This window comes from Romboutsia sedimentorum, assembly GCF_030131845.1.
Classification (GTDB): Bacteria; Bacillota; Clostridia; order Peptostreptococcales; family Peptostreptococcaceae; genus Romboutsia_D; species Romboutsia_D sedimentorum.
This window is the reverse complement of the sequence record NZ_JASKYM010000001.1, coordinates 248,930-270,456: the sequence shown is the minus strand read 5'-3', so window position 1 is coordinate 270,456 and position 21,527 is coordinate 248,930. Positions and strand designations below refer to the sequence as shown.

27 protein-coding genes are annotated in these 21,527 nt (G+C 27.8%); 23 read left to right on the top strand and 4 right to left on the bottom strand.

The features are described 5' to 3' along the window. Positions 1-104: 104 nt before the first annotated feature. From QOZ84_RS01405 to rbsD, 6 genes are all read left to right on the top strand, one after another. Entirely contained in the window at positions 105-1,136 is a 1,032-nt protein-coding gene (locus QOZ84_RS01405; RefSeq protein WP_284131173.1) for an SH3 domain-containing protein, read from the top strand. 204 nt (positions 1,137-1,340) lie between these two features. After that, positions 1,341-1,703, top strand: coding sequence for a hypothetical protein (locus QOZ84_RS01400; protein ID WP_284131172.1), 363 nt, complete (start codon positions 1,341-1,343; stop codon positions 1,701-1,703). 92 nt (positions 1,704-1,795) lie between these two features. Next, entirely contained in the window at positions 1,796-2,809 is a 1,014-nt protein-coding gene (locus tag QOZ84_RS01395; protein ID WP_284131171.1) for a LacI family DNA-binding transcriptional regulator, read from the top strand. Positions 2,810-2,990: 181 nt separating this feature from the next. Next, positions 2,991-3,824, top strand: coding sequence for an MIP/aquaporin family protein (locus tag QOZ84_RS01390; protein ID WP_284131170.1), 834 nt, complete (start codon positions 2,991-2,993; stop codon positions 3,822-3,824). 84 nt (positions 3,825-3,908) lie between these two features. After that, complete coding sequence (rbsK, locus tag QOZ84_RS01385; protein ID WP_284131169.1) at positions 3,909-4,817, top strand: ribokinase; 909 nt, start codon at positions 3,909-3,911, stop codon at positions 4,815-4,817. 41 nt (positions 4,818-4,858) lie between these two features. Then, positions 4,859-5,254 (top strand): D-ribose pyranase, encoded by a 396-nt coding sequence (rbsD, locus tag QOZ84_RS01380; protein ID WP_284131168.1) that lies wholly within the window; start codon positions 4,859-4,861, stop codon positions 5,252-5,254. A gap of 39 nt (positions 5,255-5,293) precedes the next feature. Here rbsD and QOZ84_RS01375 read toward each other — a convergent pair whose 3' ends face one another. Next, positions 5,294-5,467 carry a DNA-binding protein gene (locus QOZ84_RS01375; RefSeq protein WP_284131167.1) on the bottom strand — a complete coding sequence of 58 codons (174 nt, stop codon included), beginning with the start codon at positions 5,465-5,467 and terminating at the stop codon, positions 5,294-5,296. Positions 5,468-5,626: 159 nt separating this feature from the next. Here QOZ84_RS01375 and QOZ84_RS01370 point away from each other — a divergent pair, with 159 nt between their 5' ends. From QOZ84_RS01370 to QOZ84_RS01355, 4 genes are all read left to right on the top strand, one after another. Further along, the gene (locus tag QOZ84_RS01370) at positions 5,627-6,151 is read left to right on the top strand and encodes a hypothetical protein (protein WP_284131166.1); all 525 of its coding nucleotides are present in this window, start codon (positions 5,627-5,629) and stop codon (positions 6,149-6,151) included. A gap of 141 nt (positions 6,152-6,292) precedes the next feature. Then, positions 6,293-7,315, top strand: a complete 1,023-nt coding sequence (splB, locus tag QOZ84_RS01365; RefSeq protein WP_284131165.1) for a spore photoproduct lyase — start codon at positions 6,293-6,295, stop codon at positions 7,313-7,315. Positions 7,316-7,474: 159 nt separating this feature from the next. Then, complete coding sequence (locus QOZ84_RS01360; RefSeq protein WP_284131164.1) at positions 7,475-8,158, top strand: YczE/YyaS/YitT family protein; 684 nt, start codon at positions 7,475-7,477, stop codon at positions 8,156-8,158. A gap of 458 nt (positions 8,159-8,616) precedes the next feature. Beyond that, complete coding sequence (locus QOZ84_RS01355; protein WP_284131163.1) at positions 8,617-8,874, top strand: HPr family phosphocarrier protein; 258 nt, start codon at positions 8,617-8,619, stop codon at positions 8,872-8,874. 57 nt (positions 8,875-8,931) lie between these two features. Here QOZ84_RS01355 and QOZ84_RS01350 read toward each other — a convergent pair whose 3' ends face one another. Next, positions 8,932-9,663: a glycerophosphodiester phosphodiesterase family protein gene (locus QOZ84_RS01350; RefSeq protein ID WP_284131162.1), complete on the bottom strand. Its 732-nt coding sequence runs from the start codon at positions 9,661-9,663 to the stop codon at positions 8,932-8,934. A 342-nt stretch (positions 9,664-10,005) separates the two neighbouring features. On the opposite strand from QOZ84_RS01350, the gene QOZ84_RS01345 reads away from it, so the two are divergent. The 9 genes from QOZ84_RS01345 (at position 10,006) to saoL (ending at position 17,176) form a co-directional block, all read left to right on the top strand. Next, complete coding sequence (locus QOZ84_RS01345; RefSeq protein ID WP_284131161.1) at positions 10,006-10,962, top strand: AEC family transporter; 957 nt, start codon at positions 10,006-10,008, stop codon at positions 10,960-10,962. A 323-nt stretch (positions 10,963-11,285) separates the two neighbouring features. Beyond that, a complete protein-coding gene (gene saoT / locus QOZ84_RS01340; RefSeq protein WP_284131160.1) occupies positions 11,286-11,543 on the top strand; it encodes a thioredoxin-like (seleno)protein SaoT in 258 nt (85 codons plus the stop codon). Beyond that, positions 11,544-12,620 carry an efflux transporter SaoE gene (saoE, locus tag QOZ84_RS01335; protein ID WP_284131159.1) on the top strand — a complete coding sequence of 359 codons (1,077 nt, stop codon included), beginning with the start codon at positions 11,544-11,546 and terminating at the stop codon, positions 12,618-12,620. It abuts the gene before it with no gap. After that, entirely contained in the window at positions 12,610-13,074 is a 465-nt protein-coding gene (saoC, locus tag QOZ84_RS01330; RefSeq protein WP_284131158.1) for a Cys-Cys-COOH (seleno)protein SaoC, read from the top strand. The genes saoE and saoC overlap by 11 nt, the downstream gene beginning before the upstream one ends. A 38-nt stretch (positions 13,075-13,112) precedes the next feature. After that, positions 13,113-14,225 carry an ABC transporter substrate-binding subunit SaoX gene (gene saoX / locus QOZ84_RS01325; RefSeq protein WP_284131157.1) on the top strand — a complete coding sequence of 371 codons (1,113 nt, stop codon included), beginning with the start codon at positions 13,113-13,115 and terminating at the stop codon, positions 14,223-14,225. Continuing rightward, on the top strand, positions 14,212-15,006 hold the full coding sequence (saoB, locus tag QOZ84_RS01320; protein WP_284131156.1) for an ABC transporter substrate-binding (seleno)protein SaoB: 795 nt from the start codon (positions 14,212-14,214) through the stop codon (positions 15,004-15,006). Before saoX ends, saoB begins: the two co-directional genes overlap by 14 nt. Then, on the top strand, positions 14,973-15,782 hold the full coding sequence (gene saoP / locus QOZ84_RS01315; protein ID WP_416390338.1) for an ABC transporter permease subunit SaoP: 810 nt from the start codon (positions 14,973-14,975) through the stop codon (positions 15,780-15,782). The genes saoB and saoP overlap by 34 nt, the downstream gene beginning before the upstream one ends. After that, the gene (gene saoA, locus QOZ84_RS01310) at positions 15,782-16,537 is read left to right on the top strand and encodes an ABC transporter ATP-binding protein SaoA (RefSeq protein WP_284131155.1); all 756 of its coding nucleotides are present in this window, start codon (positions 15,782-15,784) and stop codon (positions 16,535-16,537) included. The genes saoP and saoA overlap by 1 nt, the downstream gene beginning before the upstream one ends. 9 nt (positions 16,538-16,546) lie before the next feature. After that, entirely contained in the window at positions 16,547-17,176 is a 630-nt protein-coding gene (saoL, locus tag QOZ84_RS01305; RefSeq protein WP_284131154.1) for a MerB-like organometallic lyase SaoL, read from the top strand. Between the two features lie 169 nt (positions 17,177-17,345). On the opposite strand, the gene QOZ84_RS01300 is transcribed toward saoL, so the two are convergent. Together QOZ84_RS01300 and QOZ84_RS01295 are read right to left on the bottom strand one after the other, a co-directional pair. Continuing rightward, on the bottom strand, positions 17,346-17,621 hold the full coding sequence (locus QOZ84_RS01300; protein ID WP_284131153.1) for an alpha/beta fold hydrolase: 276 nt from the start codon (positions 17,619-17,621) through the stop codon (positions 17,346-17,348). A 210-nt stretch (positions 17,622-17,831) separates the two neighbouring features. Next, complete coding sequence (locus tag QOZ84_RS01295) at positions 17,832-18,164, bottom strand: alpha/beta fold hydrolase (protein WP_284131152.1); 333 nt, start codon at positions 18,162-18,164, stop codon at positions 17,832-17,834. Between the two features lie 185 nt (positions 18,165-18,349). Here QOZ84_RS01295 and QOZ84_RS01290 point away from each other — a divergent pair, with 185 nt between their 5' ends. The 4 genes from QOZ84_RS01290 to QOZ84_RS01275 all read left to right on the top strand — a co-directional run bounded on the left by QOZ84_RS01290 (position 18,350) and on the right by QOZ84_RS01275 (position 21,506). Next, on the top strand, positions 18,350-19,243 hold the full coding sequence (locus tag QOZ84_RS01290; RefSeq protein ID WP_284131151.1) for a TetR/AcrR family transcriptional regulator: 894 nt from the start codon (positions 18,350-18,352) through the stop codon (positions 19,241-19,243). Beyond that, on the top strand, positions 19,230-20,654 hold the full coding sequence (locus tag QOZ84_RS01285; RefSeq protein WP_284131150.1) for an MDR family MFS transporter: 1,425 nt from the start codon (positions 19,230-19,232) through the stop codon (positions 20,652-20,654). The genes QOZ84_RS01290 and QOZ84_RS01285 overlap by 14 nt, the downstream gene beginning before the upstream one ends. 143 nt (positions 20,655-20,797) lie before the next feature. After that, positions 20,798-21,121 (top strand): hypothetical protein, encoded by a 324-nt coding sequence (locus QOZ84_RS01280; RefSeq protein WP_284131149.1) that lies wholly within the window; start codon positions 20,798-20,800, stop codon positions 21,119-21,121. A gap of 127 nt (positions 21,122-21,248) precedes the next feature. After that, positions 21,249-21,506, top strand: coding sequence for a hypothetical protein (locus QOZ84_RS01275; protein ID WP_284131148.1), 258 nt, complete (start codon positions 21,249-21,251; stop codon positions 21,504-21,506). The last annotated feature ends 21 nt before the right edge of the window (positions 21,507-21,527 follow it).

Below are 21,527 nucleotides of genomic sequence, written 5' to 3'. Positions count from 1 at the left end.
ACTTTTAAGATAGTATTAGACGTCTATATATGTAGAGACAAATTACTAACTACAAGGGGTAGATTTTAAAATAAGTTAAAAACATAAGAAAGAAGGGGTAGAATATGAATTTTAAAAAATATGTATCAACATTAATAGTAGGGGCTATGGTGTTTACAAGTGGCGGAGTTATTGCAAATGCACAAACTAATAGTACTAATAAAGCAACAACAGTTTCAACACAAGCAAATGGAAGTATAACAGTATTAGATAAGACAGGAAAAGCAACACATGATGTATATATAAGAGACAATAGCAATACAAAAGGAAAAATACTAGGAACATTAAATAAAAATAAAACAATAAAATTAAATGGAAAAACAAAATACGGTTGGTATAAAGTAGACTACAATGGAAAAGCGGGATATGTATATTCTAGTTATGTAAAAATAGTTGAAACATCAGATAATAATTCAAACAATAACAATTCAGATATAACAGTATTAGATAAAACAGGAAAAGCAACACACAATGTATATATAAGAGATAATAGCAATACAAAAGGAAAAATACTAGGAACATTAAATAAAGATAAAACAATAAAATTAAATGGAAAAACAAAATATGGTTGGTATAAAGTAGACTACAATGGAAAAGTGGGATATGTATATTCTAGTTATGTAAAAATAGTTGAAACATCAGATAATAATTCAAACAATAACAATTCAGATATAACAGTATTAGATAAAACAGGGAAAGCAACACACAGTGTATATATAAGAGACAATAGTAATACAAAAGGAAAAATACTAGGAACATTAAATAAAGATAAAACAATAAAATTAAATGGAAAAACAAAAGACGGTTGGTATAAAGTAGACTACAATGGAAAAGTAGGGTACGTATATTCTACTTATGTGAAAATAGTTGAAACATCAGATAACAACTCAAATACAACAGTACTAGATAAAACAGGAAAAGCAACACATGATGTGTATATAAGAAACAAAAGCAACACAAAAGGGAAAATACTAGGAACATTAAATAAAGATAAAACAATAAAAATAAAAGAAAAAACAAAAGATGGTTGGTACAAAGTAGACTACAATGGGAACGTTGGATATGTATATTCTAGTTATGTAAAAATAGTTGGCTAAAAAGAAATTAGAGATAACTTTATGAATTAATATAAAATAAATAGAAATACTCCTATGTATTGAAAAATTACATAGGAATATTTTTATTATAAAATAACTTTGTAATTAGAATACAATTTCATATTATGTTAAAAGATAATTAAAACAATAAATTCCATATAATGTAAAAAAAACGATTCGTATAGAATTATTAAGGAGGGTAACATGGAGTTAGAACAACTTATTTCAATGCTTTTTGTGCCAGTAGCCATATTAATATCAGGTATACTTATAATTGAAAAAAACTATATGTTTGGTATAGATGACTACTTAATCAAATTTAGAAAAAAGCATAATGTAGAGATAGATAAAGCTACATACTGTAGGTTTGAAGGTATTCAAAAAATTAAAATGGCAACTAGTTTATTAGTATTATACATAATTTGCTTTTTATTAGAATTAAATGATTTAAGTCATATGATAAAAATATTAGGTATATGGGCAATAATTGTCATAACATTAGATTATAGAAATAAAAAGAAGTTAATTAAAACACTTGTTCAAATAGATACAACAATAGATAAATAAGAGATTTAAATTGTTCAAATAATTAGCTTTAAGCAAATACATAGTTTATAATATTAATAAAAAAGACTATTATAAGAAACTGAGGATAAAAAATGAGTATAAAAGTAAAAGATATAGCTAGCCAATGTGGAGTATCAATAGCTACAGTATCTAGATACCTAAATAAATCAGGCTATGTAAAAAAAGAAACTAGAGAACTAATAAAAAACGCAATACAAGAAATAAAAGAACAAGATGAAAATTACCAAACATCAAAAAATATAGCAGTAATATTTCCAGATCTATCAAATATGTTTTTTACAGATGTACTAAAAGGACTAACAGAAGAAGCTGAAAAACTAAACTACAACGTATTTTCATTTGATAGTGGAGAAAACATAGAAAAGGAAATGAAAATAATAGATACACTACAAGAATTCAATATATGTGGACTAATAATTACTACAACTATAAAAAATAGAGAAACTACTAAACTGCATGTAAATAAACTAAGTTCTCTAGGAGTTCCAGTAATATTAATAGATAGAGACTTAATGTTTAGTGATTTTGATGGAGTATTTAGTGACAACAAAAAAGGATCTTTTGATGGGGTAGATACTTTAATAGGGGCAGGTCACAAGAATATAGCTGTAATAACAGGACCACTAGAATATGAAACAGCTCAGCTTAGATTAGAAGGATACAAAGAAGCACATAAAATAAATGGACTAGAAATAAATGAAAGCTACATACATATAGGAGATTATCAAATAGAATCAGGATACAAATGCACAAAGGATATAATAGAAAACAACAAAGATGTAAGTGCTATATTTAGTTGCAATAACATGATGACTCTAGGAGCTATAAATGCTTTAAACGAAATGGAAATAAAAATTGGACAAGATATATCTCTATTAGGGTTTGATGATTTAGAGTTTTTCACATATCTAGGATTAAACATTAGTGTAGTGTCTAGACAAACATCTGAAATGGGAAAAATAGCTTTTGAAGTATTACTAAAAAAAATAACAAATGAAGAACCTTGCCCTACACAAAACATAACACTAAAACCAAGTGTTGAAGTTAGAGGTTCAGAAAAATTAATAAATACTAATGATAAATAGGGGGTAATACCTCTATTTTTTTATGTCTTTTTTGTATATGTAAAAAATATGTAAAAAATATGTAAAAAATATGTAAAACATATTGTAAAAATTAAAAAGATAGTTTATTATATAAAATATAAAGTTGGAAAACGATATCATAGTTTTTAAATCTATTTGAATTTGTAGGGGGAATTTTAAAATGAATGTATATTTAGCGGAATTTATAGGAGTAGCAATGTTAATATTTTTTGGTTGTGGTGTTTTAGCAGGAAATTCACTAAAAACATCAGGATCATATGGAGCAGGGAATGTGGCAATAAATATAGCTTGGGGATGCACGGTTGCAATGGTAATCTTTTGTTTAGGAGATATAAGTGGAGCTCACATTAATCCAGCTATAACAATAATGAATGCTGTAATGGGTACTTTTGAATGGAGTTTAGTACCAGGATATATTTTAGCTCAGATAGCAGGTGGTGCATTTGGTGGAGTTTTAGTTTATCTACAGTTTATTGATCACTGGGAAAAAACAGATGATCCACATGCAAAGTTAACTATATTTGCAACAGCACCAGCTATAAGAAATAATGTGGCAAACTTTTTTAGTGAGTATATAGTAACTTTTGGATTAGCATTTTGTATATTAGGAATGGGCACAAATGTATTTCTAGAAGGATTACAGCCATTAGCTACAGGATGTTTAATATTCTTAGTTGGAACTTCATTTGGTGGGGTAACTGGAGCAGCGCTAAACCCTGCTAGAGACTTAGGTCCACGTTTAGCTCATTTCTTTTTACCAATAGCAGGTAAAGGAACATCTGATTTTAAATATGCATGGATACCAATAGTAGCACCTATAATGGGAGCTACTACATCAGGATTAGTACATAATGCTTTATACAAAGGTATAGTAGATTACAGACTTTTTGCTATGGTAGGACTAACAGTAGTTACATTCATAGCTATAAAATTAGCAAGTGAAGATAATAAAGAAGCAATCAAAAATAAACAAGCTCTAAATCAAATTGCATAAATAATAATATGAAAAATATATGTAAGGTTTATGTAAGAATTATGAGATAAATTAAATGACATTAAATGAGAGGGGATTTTTAGTATGAAAAAGATATGCGTAATAGGAAGCTTAAACATGGACTTAGTAGTAAACGTTGATGAAATGCCAAAGAAGGGGCAAACATTAATAGGAAGTAAATTTAGAGAGATACCTGGTGGAAAAGGTGGAAACCAAGCAGTAGCAGCATCAAGACTTGGTGGAGATGTATGTATGATAGGAAAAGTTGGAAATGATGGATTTGGAGAGAGTTTATTAAAACAACTTAAAGCAGATAAAATAAACACTGATTACGTACAAGTAGAAGAAGGTCCTAGTGGTGTAGCACTTATAACAGTAGATCAAAATGCTGAAAACTCTATAGTAGTATCACCAGGGGCAAACTTTAAATTAACTAAAGATGATATAGATAAATGTATAGATGGAATAAAAGAAAGTAATACAGTTGTAATACAACTTGAAACGCCAATAGATACAATAAAATATGCTTTAGAAAAATCAAAGGAATTAGGTAAATTTACAATATTAAATCCAGCACCAGCAGTAATGCTAAGTGATGACATTATAAAAAATGTAGATTTATTAACTCCAAATGAAACAGAATTAGAAATATTAAGTGGAGTAAGTATCAAAGATGAAGATGACATAAAAAAAGCAGCTAATATAATGATGGAAAAAGGTGTAAAGCAATTAATAGTTACACTAGGTTCAAAAGGTAGTCTATATTTAGATAAGGATAATATGAAATTTATAAAATCATACAAAGTAGAGGCTATAGATACAACAGCAGCAGGAGATACATATACAGGAGCATTGTCTGTAGCATTTTCACAAAACAAAAGTGTAGAAGAAACAATGGATTTTGCATCTAAGGCAGGTGCATTAAGTGTAACTAAGGTAGGAGCACAAACTTCAATACCAAACTTATACGATATAGATAATTATAAATTTTAGTAAAATTAAAAAAATAAATAATAAAAAATAGGAGGTTGAAAATGAAAAAGTCAGTTTTAATAAATAGCAACATATCATCAGTAATAGCAAAAATGGGTCATACAGATATGTTAACAATATGCGATAGTGGTCTTCCAATACCAAAGGACGTTGAGAGAATAGATTTAGCCATAAAGCATGGAATACCTACGTTTTTAGATACTTTAGATACAGTATTAGAAGAATTGCAAGTAGAAGAAATTGTAATAGCTACTGAACTAGAGTCAGTAAGTAATGATATGTACAAAGAAATACAAAAAAGATTTGAAAATGTGAAAATAACTACTGTAGCTCACGAAGATTTTAAGTCTATGACAAAAGACTCTATGGCAATAGTTAGAACAGGTGAGTTTACTCCATATGCAAATATAATATTAAAATCAGGAGTAGTATTCTAATAAATTAAAAGTGTGGCTTTAAAATGGAGTAGATAAAATCTACTCCATTTTGTTGTGCATATTATCAAACTCGTCTTTTACGTATTTATCTAGTGCCTTGATTATTAAATTATTTACGCTTATGTGATCATCTTTAGCTAATATTTCTAGCTTAGATTTTAAATTTTTAGGGATAGTTAAAGACGTTCTTACATTAACTTCCTTATTAATCATATTCTCACCTCAGTTTTATTATATGCAAGATCTTTTTATTCATAACAAAGTAGTTTATGTTAAATTTAAATTTATTAGCTATAAATTGTATACAAGATTAGAAAAAAATACTATAATATAATTAGAAATCTAAATAAAAAGGTAAGAGGAGTTAAAAAAATGAAGAAAATGTACTTAACAATAGCAGCCATAGCAATATTATCTTTGACCGGTTGTTCAAAGCATGATGTTGTAGAGGCTCAAGAAGTTAAAGGTGCTTCAGAATCTAAAGAGGAATCTAATTTAGATATAAATAAAAAAGTTAAAGATAAAATGTCAGAATTAGATCTTGATTCTAAGTCAAAAAAAATCGATGAAGCAAAAGAGACGTCAGATGAAGTTTCTAAGAAAACAGCAGGTTCAAGTGAAAAGTTAACAAAAGTAAATGAAAAATTAGATTTAGCTGGTAGTGTAGAAGGTAAAATAGCTCAAAAGATAAAGGCTTTTAACAAAGATGCACAAGATGCCACTGATTCTATAAACAACGTACGAAGTAAAGCTAATGAAGCTGCTAAAAAAGCAGAACAAGATAAACAAAAATTAGATGAAGCTAAGAATGAAATTAATGGTAGTTTAGATAATATAAAAAATAAAATCGATGATATAAAACAAAGTGATATTATTAAAAATCTTCCTAAAAAATAAAAATTAGATTCTATTTAACTGTATCTATAGTAAATAAGTGTAGGTTTAATACATAAAAATTTGGAAATAGTTAATAATATAAATAAAAAAAAACAGATAAATTTATCTGTTTTTTTTATTTATAATTGGGAGATGAAAATAATGTTTAATCCAAAACGAGTTATATTTGAAAAAAACACATTAGATACAGAATTAGGAAAAGCTATATATGACAAAGTATGTGATAATCCAAGTATTGAAATTATACAAACTAGTTCTAATAAGATAAAAAGCAATATTCCGGGAGACAACTTATATGAACAATATAGATCAGGAAAAGAAACTTTAGTAGTAGGAGAAAAAAAGGGTCTAAAATTTCAAACATGTAAGCCTTCAGCTAATTACCAGTTACCATTAGTTAGTGGATGTATGGGTAGGTGTGAGTATTGTTATCTAAACACTCAATTAGGTGACAAACCATTTGTAAAAGTATTTGTAAATATAGATGATATTTTAAAAAAAGCAAAACAATATATAGATGAAAGATTACCTGAGATAACTATATTTGAAGGGGCTGCAACTTCGGACCCAGTACCAGTTGAACCTTATACAAATTCACTAAAAAAGGCGATAGAGTTTTTTGCAAAAGAAGAAAATGGAAGATTTAGATTTGTAACTAAGTATGATGATATAGATAGTTTATTAGATATAAAACACAACAATCATACAGAAATAAGGTTTAGTATAAATACGCCTAAAATAATAGATGCTTATGAACATCATAGTGCCTCAGCAAATAAAAGAATAGAAGCTGCTATAAAGGTAGCAAAATCCGGTTACAAAATAGGATTTATAATAGCACCAGTATTTTTATATGACAATTGGAAAGAAGAGTACAAAAATCTTATCAAAAGCATAAAGGACAAATTACCAAAGGAATATAATCAAAAAATTATGTTTGAGGTTATATCTCATAGATATACGACTAAAGCTAAGAATACTATTATGCAAATATTCCCTGAGACTACACTTCCAATGCAAGATGATACTAGAAAATTTAAGTATGGTCAATTTGGATACGGAAAATATGTATATAGCAAAGAACAATTACAAGAGATGAAAGAATTCTTTATTTTAGAAATTGAAGAAGCGTTTCCAAACAGCATAATAAAATACGTTATATAGTAAATATAGGATTTTCTAAAGTGAAATTATTGTTAGTTACATTAAAAAGCATTTAAATATTGGACTGTTTGACTTTTTATTAACGATATGATATCATTAATATATTCAAAATCGAACCAGTTTTATTTTGACACAATTTTATACCCGGGGGATCTTTAAATGAAAAAAAGCAATAGTACAGTATTTATAAAGAAGTTGATATTTTTCTTTTGTGGTTTATGGATAATTCAAACAGGAGTAGCTATATTTATTAGAACTAATATAGGCTCAGATCCATTTACAGTATTAACGCAAGGGATATCTAGAACATTAGGAATTACTACGGGAACTGCAAATATAACAATAACATTTGTATTTTTAATTACTATACTTATAGTAGATAGGAAAACGATAAACATTGGGACAGTCTTAGCATTAGTATCAGCTGGACCATTTATAGATTTAATGTTAGCAGTTTTACAACCAATAGAATTTAGCAATTTTAACATAATGGTAAAAATGTTATTACTAGCGCTTAGTTGTGTAATCGTTGCAATCGGTTTCTCTATGCTAAAAGCTACGGAGCTAGGGGTAGCACCGAATGACTTAATTCCACTTATAATACATGAGAAAACTAACCTTACGTATCAGTGGATTCGTATCTCTATGGATTCTATATTTGTAGTAGCAGGATTTATGCTTGGGGGAGTTATAGGAGTAGGTACGATAATAGGAGCTTTTTTAACGGGTCCTGCGATACAATTTTTCATGCCAAAATTAGAAAAAGTAATCAAGCCTATAATATATAAAGAAAAATATAAAGAGGAAATTGCTCAAGATTGTTTAAATAGTATAAATTACTAAGAATATTACATATTAACCCTACGCTATTTATTAAAGTGTGGGGTTATTTTATAATTGAATTTTAATTTTTTATATAAATTTAGGCTCAAAAGATTTGGGAAAAAATAAATTGCAATATAAAAAAAATTTTATATAAAAAAGTAATTATAGTATAGACTTTGACAAAAAAAGATAGTAGTATGTATACATAGACAACAAGAAATGACAATATACTCAAAAAAGTATCACAACACGAATAGTATAACTAATTGTCTGATGACAATGAAACTATACTTTAACCCAAACAAATCTAATATAAAAATACTCATCCCCCCAAGATGGTATTTTAAAAAAACCCTTTATGACTGCTACGGAAGCAGTCCTTTTTTTTGAAAAAAAATAAAATAAAAATAGATAGTTGACTGTAAAAACGTTTTCATATATTGTTATTATATAAACGAAATTTAGGAGATGGGATTATGGTCAAAAAACAAATAACAATAATAAGTGAAACAGGTGTACACGAAAGATTAGGAACTATGTTTATAAGAAAAGCATCATCATATAAATCTGAAATATTAATAGTAAAAGGCCATGCAACAATTAGTGCAAAGAGCATAATGGGGTTTTTTAGCTTAGGTTTAAGTGAAGGTGATGTAATTGAGCTACAAGCGATTGGGGAAGACGAAGAATTAGCAGTAGAAGAGTTATCAAGATATATGTTAGAACTTAAATAACAAAGGGAGAGTTATATGCTAGACAACAAAATATTTCTAAAATGGAGTAGATAAAATCTACTCCATTAAAATTTCTCTCATCAAATCAGGATAATCAGTAAATACTCCATCTACATTGTATTCAATCATTTTTCTCATAGCTAGAGGAAAATTAATAGTATAAACAAATACTTTAAGTCCATTTCCATGTGCCAAATCAACAATATCCTTGTTAACTAGTAAACCACTTAAGTTTATACTGTAAACGCCTAGATTTTTAGCGTGTTCAACTATATTACCAAAGCCCCTATAGTCATCTCCACTTCTATAAAGTGCTCCATATCTAATAGTCTTATCTATATTTTTGAAATTTCTAATAGTATCGTGATTAAAGCTAGATATCAATATATTATCTTTTAAATCATACTCATTAATTAAATCAATTACATCTTTTTCTAAATCGTAATGAATTAAATCTGTTTTAGCTTCAATATTTAAAAATATATTTTTATTTTTAATTAAATCAAAAACTTCTCTAAGGGTAGGTATTTTACAGTCGTAATTATTAATAAATTCAAAATTCCTACATCTAAAGTGCTTAAGTTGATTCAATGAATAGTCTTTAATTAGACCTTTTCCTTTAAATGTTCTTTCAATATCCTCATCATGAATAACTACTAAATTACCATCAATACATTTATGAATATCAAGTTCCATAGCATTCATTCCCAAACAAATAGCTTTTTTGAAAGCTAAAAGTGTATTCTCAGGATAATCCCCACTAGCACCCCTATGTGCAAATATTATCATATTAATTTCAACTCCTTCATTATATATTATTATACTATCTGTGAAATATTTCAAACAAGTTTTAAATAGATAAAATCTATATTTGACTATCTTAATATAAGTCATATCCTTTTTACAAAATTTTACTAAATAGTTATAATTTAGACATAAATATTTTAAATGAATGAAATTAAACAGTAACTTTGATATATACTTAAGTTATGAAAAAGTCTTTTATTTTAAATTTAAAATGATGATTTTTTTAATATATATATGGAAATTATACAAATTCACAATTTAAAAATGATTATAATTTCTAAAATAATTAAAATTAGGTGATTGGAAAAACTTAGGAGGACTTATATGGTTATATTAAAATCAATGGAGAGTATTTTAAGTATTATTATTATGATAATAATAGGATGTATTTTATCTAAGAAGGGATGGTTTGATGAAAAATCAACATCTCTTATATCAAACTTAGTATGTAAAATAGCATTACCAGCTTATATGATAGAAAATCTTGTCACAAGTTTTACAAGGGACAAACTTTATCAAATGTCAGGAGGGCTTATTGTTCCGTTTACTTCAATATTTGTTTGTTATTTAATAGCTATATTAGTTTCAAAAATTTTAAATATAGATGAAAAAAGAAAAGGTACATTTCAAAGTATGTTTTTTGTTTCAAACACTATATTCATAGGATTACCGGTTAATTTAGCTTTGTTTGGTGAAAATAGTGTACCGTATGTACTTCTTTATTACATAGCAAATACTATATTTTTTTGGACTATAGGAGTTTATTGTATAAGTAAAGATGGAGATGAAAAGAATAGAAAAATATTAAGTAAAAAAACTTTGAAAAAAATTTTATCTCCCCCGTTGTTAGGTTTCTTAGTTGGTATAGTTATTATACTTTTAGAAATACCAATGCCAAATTTTGTTATCAGTACATGCAAGTATCTTGGAAATCTTACGACACCTTTATCTATGATATTTATAGGTATTACTGTAAGTAAAATAAAATTTAGGGAAATAAAGTTTAGTAAAGATATGTTAGCTCTTATAATTGGAAGATTTATTGTATGCCCTATTGTAGTAATAGTTTTGGTTTTATTTATAGATATGCCACAAATGATGAAACAAGTATTTATAATCCAATCTTCTATGCCAATAATGACGCAAACATCTATAATTGCGAAACAATATAATGCTGACTACGAATATGCAGCTGTAATGACTACAATAACAACATTATTAGCGGCAGTATCTATTCCCGTGTATATGCTTCTATTAAGTAAAATAAAAATTTTCCTATAAAAATTAATTTGAATTTCTTAGATAAAGAAAAAAAGAGAGAGAATGTAATTCATGATATATCAGGAATATTATACTATTTATTAGATATCCCAAACTATATTTAAATAGATAGAAACTATACTGGATAGTCTTTATATAAAATATATCTATTTTACAAAATTTTCCTAAATAGTTATAATTTAGACAGGAATAATTTACAATTTATTACTAGGCTTTACGGGGGGATATAAAAGCATAAGTTTTAAGTAGTTATAACTTTATAAATAAAAAAATAGTCCATAGATATCTATGGGCTATTTTAACGAAATCAATGGAGGAGTAAGATGGGTAAAACATTAGTTGAGTTTATAAATACTTGACCAACTTGCGATGAGCATGGGATGCTTGTTAAAAGAATAGGGGACAAGTATATTGATAAAGTTGAAGTTAAGCTATATCAAGCAGGTAAGGATTTTTCATACATAAAAAAATATGGAATGATAACAAAGGGAACTTTGATAATAAATCAAAAGAAAAAATATGATAGATTATCAAAACAAATAATAGAAAAAGCTATATTAGAAGCTATAAAGGTGGTTTAAATGCATATATTAAATTTCATAAAAGATATCTTAATAACATCTGTAAGCATATTAAATGGGGCATCTGGGTGGCTAGTCATAAGTTTTGTAATAGCAGGGCTTCTTCATAATTTAATAACACCACAAAAATTTCAAAATGCACTAGGAAATACAAAAATAACATCAATACTAAAAAGCACAGTATCAGGAATGCTACTTCCAATATGTAGCTGTGGCGTTATACCAATCGGTATAAGTATGTATTATTCTGGAGCATACTTAGGTCCAGTATTAGCATTTATGACATCAACTCCGATTATAAATCCGATAGCAGTAGTACTTAGTTTTGGACTTTTAGGTCCACAAATTACAATTATTTATGTAATAGCAGGGTTTGTTGTTCCTATGATAGTTGGTATTTTAGGAAATATATTTGGAAAAAATGAACTTTGTGTTGCAATGGACGATGATGAAAGTTTAATAGAGTTAGAAGAAGAAAAAAGAAGCTTAACTCAAAATATATTAGATGGTCTTAAATGGTCATTTTCAGAGTTAGCCCTTACAATAAGTAAATACGTAATAATAGGTATGCTTGTGGCAGGATTTATAACTACTGCATTTCCAACTAGTATTATACAAAAATACTTAGGAAATCCTGGAGTATTGTCATTAGGTAGTATATCAATACTTGCTTGTATCATGTATGTTTGTGCAGTAGGTCATATTCCATTTATCGCAGCGTTAGTTGCAAGTGGGGCATCACCAGGGGTTGCTATAACATTTTTAATTGCAGGTGCTGCTACAAATTTACCAGAGCTTATTAGTATGTATAACGTTATAGGAAAAAGAGCTGTAATAATTTATTCTACAACTCTTACAAGTTGTGCTCTTATAATTGGATATATTACAAATAAGTTATTAGTAGGAAGCAGTGTAAATATGGATATAGAAACATCTAAAGCTTCAATAGATATAGCAAATAAAATTATGATTAATATACCAGATAGCATGAAATACTTATGTTCTTTTATAATATTTGTATTTTTTATAAAAGCTATGTTGCCAAGCGTAAGAAAGGTTGTTAAGAATGAAGCATAAAAAGCTATTTATAATTATTGGCGTTTTTATATTTATAGTTGGAATAAACGTTTATTCTAAAGATAAAAACACTCAGCAAAACAATCTTCCAAAAGTAGATGAAGATTGCTTAAAATATTTCCAAGAAAATTGTGAGTATCAAGAAATAATAACATACGCACAGCACGATATAAACAATGACAAAGAAGATGACTTAGTAGTTATTTATAAAAAAGATGCAAAACACAATCAAATGGTCGCTGTTGTAAAAAATAAAGATAAAATGTATTCAACTAAACCTATATTAGCACCTAGAGAGGATGCAGTTATAACTTTTAAAGATATAGATAAAAAAGATGAAATGGAAGTTATGATATCAGGTTCTAAAAATGGAAATCTAGGATATGCAATATATAGATTACAAGATGATAAATTTATTGATTTATTTGGAGAAGATATGGAAGCTTGCTGTTAAGGAGCTAAATATAAAATAACATAGGGGAGGATTTTCTAGTGAAATTATCAAAAAAAGTACAATCACTATTATTAGTCAGCGTAATAGGAGGGTCACTTATGAGTGGATGCAGCAATTCTAAAGACACTAAGGTAGATAGTGCTAAAGGTAGTGAAGATTACACTATAAAATTAGGATATTACAATTGTGATCATATGACTGCTGCTCCAGTTGCAGTAGAAGCTGGTATATACAAAGATTTAGGATTAAAAGTAGAAACAGTTGGAAACGGTAAAGTACCAGAAGCTATGGCAGCAGGACAAATGGATGCTGGATATATAGGAACTAAGGGATTAGTTGGAGCTATTCCAAAAGGTTCACCTATAGTAGTTGCAGCAAACAACCATAAAGGTGGTTCAGAATACCTAGTAGCATCAAATGATATCAAAGACCCAAAAGACTTAATAGGTAAAAAAATTGCAGCAGACCCAGATGGAGATTTATTATGGACTACTGATTACGGTCCACAAACAGGATTACCAGTTGACTCATCAAAATATGAATGTGTAAACATTGATTCAAGTAAAGATGCATACTTAGCAATGAAGACTGGACAAATAAAAGCATTCTCAACTTGTGACCCATGGGGATCAGTTGCTGAATTTGAAAAAACAGGTAAGATAATAGCTTCTACTAAATACAAAGAAGAATCAACAGGAAAAGAATACAATTGTTGTTCATTTGCTCTAAACACTAACTTCATAAAAGAAAAACCAGAGTTAGCACAAAAATTAGTTTTAGCTCATACAAAAGCAATACAATACATATATACAAATCCAGTAGAATCTGCAAAAATATTTGCAAAAGCATATAGTGTAGATGAAGAAGTAGCATTAATGACTATATACAAAAAGACTGTTGGAGAAGGAAGAACTCTTACTTGGAAAATAACTGGAGACGAATACAAAAACAATTTAGCTTTATATAAAGAACACAAGGCATTAGAAGAAATACCAACTTATGAACAAGTTGTAAATGATAAATTATTAAAATCTTGTGGTGCTGATGATTTTGATAAATTTATAAAAGAAAAAGTAAACCCTGTTTTCCCTGAAAAAATGAACTATGAAGATTGGAAAGCAAAGGCTATGGAGATAGATGGAAAAAACTAAAAATTTATTATTAGGAATACTTATTTTATTTATAAGTTTAGGAATATTATTTTTCAATCCTAACAATGAAAAAATAGAAGGAAATATAAGAATAGGGGTATCAGATGATACCTCTGCATTTGTAATAAATTATATGAAAAATAAAAACTATTTCGAAGACGTAAAAATCGATAGTTTAATAGAAAGCTATTCAATAGCTGATTGTTGAGCAAGTACTACTCAATGGGCTCTGAGTTCAGAGGAAGTTGATATGGCTATTATTTGTAAAGAGGCAGCAAAAGAATTTATAAAAGCTGATAATAATTTTGAAATAGTAAATACGTTAGTTCAAAATTCAGATATATTTTTAACTAAAAAAGATGATATAAAAAAAATTGGAACTAGTCAAAATAGAAATTATCAAAATGACTTAGTTAAAGAATATTACAAAGATTCAAAATCTGTTTCATTTATAAATAGTTCCCTGCCATATGCACTAGAAAGTAACAAAGTAGATGCAATAGTAATTGATGCTATAAAAGCATTAAATATACAAGGGAAAAAACAATCTACCTCAGTAAATAAAGACTATGATACATATGTCTTAGTAGTAAGCAAAGTATTCAAAAATAGCGATTCATATAGAGTATTTAAAAATGTATATAATAAAAGTGTGCTAGATTTAAAAGATAAAAACAACTTTAAAAAGCAACTACAAAGCTATACAGATAAAAATATATCAAAGGAAGATATGGGGGAATTTGAAAAGTGGAAGTTAAAGTTTCTACCAATAGAAAATTAATAAACAAAAACAATAAAACAAGATTAAAGCCCTTAGATTTTGTATATAGATTAATATTAATTTTAGTGATATTTGCTATATGGCAACTAAGTGCAACAAATATAGGAAGTTCTCTTTTACTTCCTATGCCAATAGATGTAATGAAAGGATTTATAACTTGTATAACTGACTCGGAAATAGTTAAAAACGTACTTATAACATTACAAAGAGTACTAAAAGGTTTTGGATGTGCAATGCTATTTGGACTTCCGCTAGGACTATGTATGGGTTTTTCAAATACTTTTGAAAAGTTATTTTCTCCAGTAGTAGACTCAGCAAGACAAGTACCTATAATGGCTTGGGTACCACTTACAATAGTATGGTTTGGTATAGGTGATGGACCGACTATATTTTTAATAGCATTTGCTGGGGTATTTCCTATAATACTTAATACAATTCAAGGAGTTAGATCTATATCAAAAGATTATTATAATGCAGCAAGAAGTATGGGAGCATCATCATTTTCTATATTTATAAATGTAATGCTACCAGCAGCACTTCCAGATATACTAACAGGTGCAAGACTTGCAATAAGTACAGGATGGATGTCTGTAATTTGAGCCGAGTTTATAGCAACGAGTGCCGGTCTTGGTTACTCAATGGTTCAAGCTCAAACAATGATGAAAACAGAATTGTTAATAGGGCTTATGATATTTGCAGCATTAATAGGATTTATTATAGATAGAATACTAAAATTTATAAACCAAAGCCTTTGTAAATGGAGGTTTAATGACTAATGAACTTAAAAATAGAAAACATAAATAAAACCTTTATGAACGATAAAGTAGAACTAAAGGTTTTAGAAGATATAAATTTAGAAGTGCAAGAAGGCGAATTTGTATGTTTATTAGGTCCATCTGGATGTGGGAAAAGTACAATTCTTAGCATAATAGGTGGGTTTTTAAAGTGTGAAGAAGGACAAGTTTTATTAAATAATAAGGTTGTAACTAAACCTGGTATCGATAGAGCGTTTGTATTTCAAAATTATGCGTTATTTCCCTGGAAAACTGTGAAAGAAAATGTAGTATTTCCAATGAAACAACAAAAAATATGCAAAGAAGAAAGAGAAAAGAAACTAGAAGAACTATTAAATATATCGGATTTAAAAGGAAAAGAAAAGTTATTTCCACATCAACTATCAGGTGGTATGAAGCAAAGAGTAGCAGTTATAAGGGCATTAGCTTGTAACCCACAAGTTCTGTTAATGGATGAACCTCTAGGGGCAGTTGATTTTCAAATGAGACAAAATTTACAAGAAGAATTAGAAAATATTTGGATTAAAAAGAAGATAACTGCAATAATGGTAACTCATGATGTAGATGAAGCTGTTTATATGAGTGATAGAGTAATAGTTATGTCTAGGGACAAAGGAAAAATATTAAAAGACTTAAAGATAAACTTAAGCAGACCTAGAGATAGAAAAGCAAAGGATTATGAAGATTACAAAGAAGAACTTACAAATATATTATCAAAGTGTTACGCAAATGCATAAGGGGTAGATATGAAAAATACTAATAAATATAGAAAATTAGAAAATGAACAAAAGAAAATTAGAGTAGAAATTATGAATATGATTATTGAGAAAAATTCTGTGGTTAGTTTAAATGAAATTTCAAATAATCTATTAAACACATTGGAATTAGAAGAAAGTTATATAAAACAAACATTAGACTACTTTGAAAAAAATAACATTATGGTAGTCGATGAAGATAATTATGTGAATTTTATTTATCCAGTATCAGCACACGAAACTATGCATAAAGTTACACTACAAGATGGTAGAAAATTAAATGCAATGTGTGCAATAGACGCATTAGGGGTAGGACTTACTTTTAATCAAGATATAGCTATTGATTCTGTGTGTAATATTACTTCCAAGGAAATAAATATAAAGCTTAAAGATAATAAGCTACATTCTATAAATAATGATGATTTACGAATACTTCATATTAATTTAGATAAACATGAAAACTGGGCTGCAAGTTGCTGAAATATCATGAACTTCTTCTGGACGAAGAATGAATTTGATGCATGGGCATTAGAAAATGGATTTGAAAATAATGAAGATATTTATTGTTTAGATATTGATGAGGCTATGAAAGCATCACATGAAATATTTTCACAATATTAAAGAAATTAAACATAATTAAAGAAATTAAAATATAATGATTTTACAAATAAAGGAAAAGATTAAATTCTTTCCCTTTATTTGTGTTTAATAAAGTATTAGTTTTTCAATCTATATTTAATCTAATATTTCACCGCCATTTTAATACAAGTAGATATGCTTTGTATAGGTGTTATTTAGTTTTATTGATAAACTGTTCCAAAGATTTATTTATAGTATCTCTACATTCATAAAAAGCTCCATGACCACCTTCAGTCAAAGATACTAAAGTAGAGTTTTCTATTGTACTATTCATATACTCTGCAAAAGGATAAGGACAAACTTTATCATGTACTCCATGTAAAATTAATGTAGGTACTTTTATATTTTTCAAATCATCAAATAACTCTTCATCTCTAAGGGCTATTAATGAATTAATAGTTGACCAACCAGAAGCAGCCAAACCCATGTCAAAGAACCAATCTAATATTCCTTGACTTGTAAACTGATAAAAGAAGGTTTCAGATGTTGTTCTTATAGATTGTGGTCTGTCATTTCTAAAATTATCTATAAGATCATTAACTTGGTTTAGTGTATATCCATATTTCCAGTCAGAAGATTGGACCCATTTAGGAACGGCAGCACTAAGCAGGCAAAGTCTTGCTACACCATGTGCATTTTATTTAGACATATATCTTGTAGAGATTGCACCACCCATAGAGTGCCCCATTAAAGTTATATTATTTAATTTAAGCGACTCAATTATATGTCTTATATCATTAGCCATCCTATCATAATCATAGCCTGTGCTTGGCTTATCTGATTTACCATATCCTCTAAGGTCTATCGCTATACACCTATAGCCTTTAGATGCAAAATTTTCTACTATATATTCATACATATTATGGTTTAGTGGCCACCCATGAATAAATAAAATAACATTCTCACCATCGGGATTTGTATCTTCAACAAATATTTTTACGTTTTTCTCAACTTTAACATAATATTTCATAATTCCCCTCCAACTAAAATTCTCTTTATATATTATGAAGTTTAGTAGATAGGTGTTAATTTTAGTTAAAGACTTTATATATTTGACTAAAGGAAAAATATACTGTATACTTACCAAGTACCTATGAGTACTGAATAGTACTAAGTAGTACTTTAGAGTTTTATGAAGTTATTTTGGAGGTTATTATGGATATAAAGCAAGAATTAATAATGAATGTAGCACAAAAATGTTTTAACAGTTATGGCATCAAATATACCTCGATTGACGATATAGTAAAAGAATGCAAGATATCAAAATCAACGTTTTATAAATGTTTTTCAACTAAAGAAAACTTAGTAGGGGAAATGTTAAACTATTCAAGTAATAAATTCTTAAATCAATCTACATTAATAGATGAAGACAATCAAAAAACACCTAAAGAAAAATTAAAATTAAAAATAAAAATTATATTAGATTATCTAGAATCAAATAGGTATTTCAATTTACATATTTTAGGGTCATTCTCAGAAATAAATGGAAAGCCAGTAGAAGAGATAAAAAGTACCATTAAATCTAGATTAGTAAAAGTATATTACGATAGCTTAATTGAAGTATATGGAAAAGAAATTAAGCCATTTATATGGGAACTTATATTTGTAATTGATAGTGTAATTCATGAGTTTGATTTAATTAAGCGTTTAAACAAAAAATATATGGATGAAGATTATATATTTGAGATTACTTTAAGACAGGTAGAATTAAATATAGAAAACTTAAAACATAACAAGTACATGATAACAGAAAATATTTTATACACAGTTGAAGAAGATAACGAATCAAAAAAAAATAATGATTTACATGAAAGCTTTTTAGAAACAACTAAAGATATAAAAGCTAAAATAGAAAATGATAATTTAAATAAAAAACTTAATGAAGCTATTTTAGAAGTAGAGCAAGAGTACAATTTTAAAAATTATAATTCCTTAATGATGGATGCAATGATAGCATATTTAGAAAAAGAACAAGCATTAAAGATAGAAATAGACAAATTAAAAAGCATAAAGCTTCAATTAGGAGATGACAGCGTTGATAGACAATAAAAAAACTAGAAATCGTATCATAGTAGTATTAATGATAGGATCTCTAATAACATCACTTACTCAGACTGTATTAACGTCAGCCCTACCGAGTATAATGTCTACATTTAAGGTAGATGTAGGTACAGCACAGTGGTTAACGACAGTTTACTTGCTTGTTTTAGGTATTATGATTCCTTCAACAGCATATTTAATAAATAGATATTCGATTAAAAATCTATTTATAGTATCTATGTCTTTATTCTTAGCAGGATGTATAGTATCAATATTTGCTAAGAACTTTGGAGTAATGATATTATCTAGAATACTTCAAGCTATCGGAGCTGGTATAATAATGCAATCAGTTCAAGTTGCTATGATTAATTTATACCCAAAAGAAGAACGTGGTAAAGCAATGGGTATTTATGGATTTGTAATTGGAGTTGCACCAGCAATAGGACCCTTAGCAGCAGGATATATAATTGATAATTTAGGATGGAGAATAATATTTTATATATTAGCATCTATTACATTAGCCAATATAGTATTAGCGTTTTTCTTCTTAAGAAGCATAATGGAAGTTAAAAAATCTAAACTTGAAGTTATATCATTAATTTTATCTACTTTTGGATTTGGAGGTATTTTAGTTGGAGTATCTGATATAGGTGATTATTCTATATCTAGCCCACTAACATATGTCCCATTAATAGTAGGAGTAGTATCACTTACATTATTTGTAATAAGACAATTTAGGGTAGAACAACCCTTATTAGAACTTAGAGTATTTAAAAGTCGTAATTTTATAATAAGTACAATTCTAATAATAATAGTGTATGTAGCAATGACATCAGCTTCTATGATTATATCTATATATATACAATCAGTAAGAGGGTTATCTGCTATGATACCAGGCGTAATAATGTTACCAGGATCTATAGCAATGACATTTTTAAGTCCGATTACAGGTAAGATGCTAGATAAGCATGGATTTAGAGTTTTAGCTATAATAGGTTTTACTTTATTAGCACTAGGAACATTTGAACTTTCTACATTAAAAGAAAATACATCAATAACAATGTTAGCTATTATGTATGGAATAAGAATGATCGGAATAACATTTTTATTAATGCCAGTTACAACATGGGGATTAAATTCACTTAAGACAGAACAAATATCACATGGTAGCGCTATAAACTCTACTGTGCGTCAGGTATCTGGGGCTATAGGTTCATCTATACTTATCACTACAATGACAACAGTAACAAGACATAGTTTAAGTACTTCAAAAGCATTAGCACAGATACAAGGGATGAATGCATCATTTAAAATAGCAACTATTATAGCAGTAGTTGGGTTAGCAATTTCGATATTTTATGTAAAAGATAAAGTTAAGCAAAATAAAGAGATAGATTATAAAGAATCTGTATTAAATTAAAAAAACTGTAGGGACAGTTAATTGACCCTACAGTTTTTTATAAATAAAAATTTAAGAATTATTTAATGAAAAATTAACACTAATTTAAGGTTAATAAGTTAATATAGTAATATAGAGTTATTAATTAACAGAGGAGGATTATTATGAGGCTAGTAAAGAAAATAGCAGTTACGTTAGTGGTATTGTTAGTTCCACTAGGTATAATGAGTTTTAAATATAGTGAAATTAAAAATGATAAAGTAGCATATATAATGGACGAGCTTAAAGATACAAAATTTTCACAGACTATTTCGCAGACTATAGATAATATTAAAGATATGAAATTATCGGATATAACGGACGGTATAGATATAGAAGGTACTGTAAATAAAATTAAAGAGAGCGAAGTGGCAAAAGGAATAACTGATTATATAGGCAATGCCGTAGATAAAATTGAGACTATGAATATAGCTGATATGTTTAACTAAATACACAACCTACTTTAAGTCGCATATTAATAAGCTTTGTAATAGTAAATAAAAAATGAAATTTATATACTATATTGAGTTATAATAGTAGTTATTAATGTTTGTAGACATATAGGAGGTAGGCAAAATGGTTTCAAAGAAAAATAGGAATTTATGGATTGCAATGGGAATATTTTTCCTTATATCATCAATAGTAACATTTGTAAGTAAAAATTCATTAGCTTGGTCAACACTTTTAGTAAGTTTGATTGACTTTTTCATAGCATATAGAGAAAATGAAAAAATTAAAGTTAAAATAAAAGAAATAGAAGAAGCTAAAACAAAAGCTCAAAGTGAAAAAAGAGCTCAAGGCAAAAATAAAAAGAAAACTAAAAAGAGAAAATAACAAATAAATCCAAGGGCTTAG